The sequence below is a fragment of the Haemophilus sp. SZY H53 genome, from assembly GCF_054332375.1.
Map to the genome: position 1 here is coordinate 1 of NZ_JBTGNV010000025.1, position 1,931 is coordinate 1,931.

At 53.5% G+C, this 1,931-nt stretch carries 1 protein-coding gene; it reads right to left on the reverse strand.

Annotation, left to right across the window (positions count from 1 at the left end):
* Positions 1–1,931: hypothetical protein (locus ACXVWB_RS11180; protein ID WP_458485388.1), on the reverse strand; the 1,931-nt coding region annotated here is incomplete at both ends.

A 1,931-nucleotide genomic window follows, 5' to 3' on the forward strand; every position in this document is an offset into this window, starting at 1 on the left:
AATAGTGCAAGCGCAGCAGACTCTTCTGCTTCAGCAGCATCTAACAGTGCAAGTGCAGCGGACTCTTCTGCATCAGCTGCATCTAACAGTGCGTCAGCGGCAGACTCTTCTGCATCAGCAGCAAGCAACAGCGCAAGCGCAGCGGATAGTTCAGCTTCAGCGGCATCTAACAGTGCAAGTGCAGCAGATAGTTCAGCTTCAGCAGCATCTAATAGTGCAAGCTCAGCGGATAGTTCAGCGTCAGTAGCGTCTAACAGTGCATCTGCAGCAGATAGTTCAGCTTCGGCGGCGTCTAACAGCGCAAGCGCAGCAGACAGTTCAGCATCAGCAGCAAGTAACAGCGCATCTGCAGCGGATAGTTCAGCTTCTGCAGCGTCTAACAGCGCAAGTTCAGCAGATAGTTCAGCTTCTGCAGCAAGCAATAGTGCAAGCGCAGCAGACTCTTCTGCATCAGCAGCATCTAACAGTGCATCTGCAGCGGACAGCTCAGCATCAGCGGCAAGCAACAGCGCAAGTGCAGCAGACTCTTCTGCATCAGCAGCATCTAACAGTGCATCTGCAGCGGACAGTTCAGCTTCAGTAGCGTCTAACAGTGCATCTGCAGCAGATAGTTCAGCTTCGGCGGCGTCTAACAGCGCAAGCGCAGCAGACAGTTCAGCATCAGCAGCAAGTAACAGCGCATCTGCAGCGGATAGTTCAGCTTCTGCAGCGTCTAACAGTGCAAGCGCAGCGGACAGTTCAGCGTCAGCAGCATCTAATAGTGCAAGCGCAGCAGACTCTTCTGCTTCAGCAGCATCTAACAGTGCAAGTGCAGCGGACTCTTCTGCATCAGCAGCAAGCAACAGCGCAAGCGCAGCAGATAGTTCAGCTTCTGCGGCATCTAACAGTGCATCTGCAGCAGACAGTTCAGCTTCGGCGGCAAGTAACAGCGCATCTGCGGCGGACTCTTCTGCATCAGCGGCATCTAACAGTGCGTCAGCAGCGGACAGTTCAGCATCAGCAGCATCTAACAGCGCAAGTTCAGCAGACAGTTCAGCTTCAGCGGCAAGCAACAGCGCATCTGCAGCAGATAGTTCAGCTTCAGCAGCATCTAATAGCGCAAGCTCAGCAGACAGTTCAGCTTCAGCGGCAAGCAACAGCGCAAGCTCAGCAGATAGTTCAGCTTCAGCGGCATCTAATAGTGCAAGTTCAGCAGATAGTTCAGCTTCGGCGGCGTCTAACAGCGCAAGCGCAGCAGACAGTTCAGCATCAGCAGCATCTAATAGCGCATCTGCAGCGGACAGTTCAGCTTCAGCGGCATCTAACAGTGCATCTGCAGCAGACTCTTCTGCATCAGCAGCATCTAATAGTGCAAGTTCAGCAGATAGTTCAGCGTCAGCAGCGTCTAACAGTGCAAGCTCAGCGGATAGTTCAGCTTCTGCGGCAAGCAATAGTGCAAGCGCAGCGGATAGTTCAGCATCAGCAGCATCTAATAGCGCATCTGCAGCGGACAGTTCAGCTTCTGCAGCGTCTAACAGCGCAAGTTCAGCAGATAGTTCAGCTTCTGCAGCAAGCAATAGCGCAAGCTCAGCAGACTCTTCAGCTTCAGCAGCATCTAACAGCGCAAGTGCAGCGGACTCTTCTGCATCAGCTGCATCTAACAGCGCATCTGCAGCGGATAGTTCAGCTTCTGCGGCATCTAACAGTGCGTCAGCGGCAGACTCTTCTGCATCAGCAGCAAGCAACAGCGCAAGCGCAGCAGACAGTTCAGCGTCAGCAGCATCTAACAGCGCATCTGCGGCGGACAGTTCAGCATCAGCAGCATCTAACAGTGCGTCAGCAGCGGACAGTTCAGCATCAGCAGCATCTAACAGTGCAAGTTCAGCGGATAGTTCAGCTTCAGCGGCAAGCAACAGCGCATCTGCAGCAGATAGTTCAGCTTCAGCAGCATC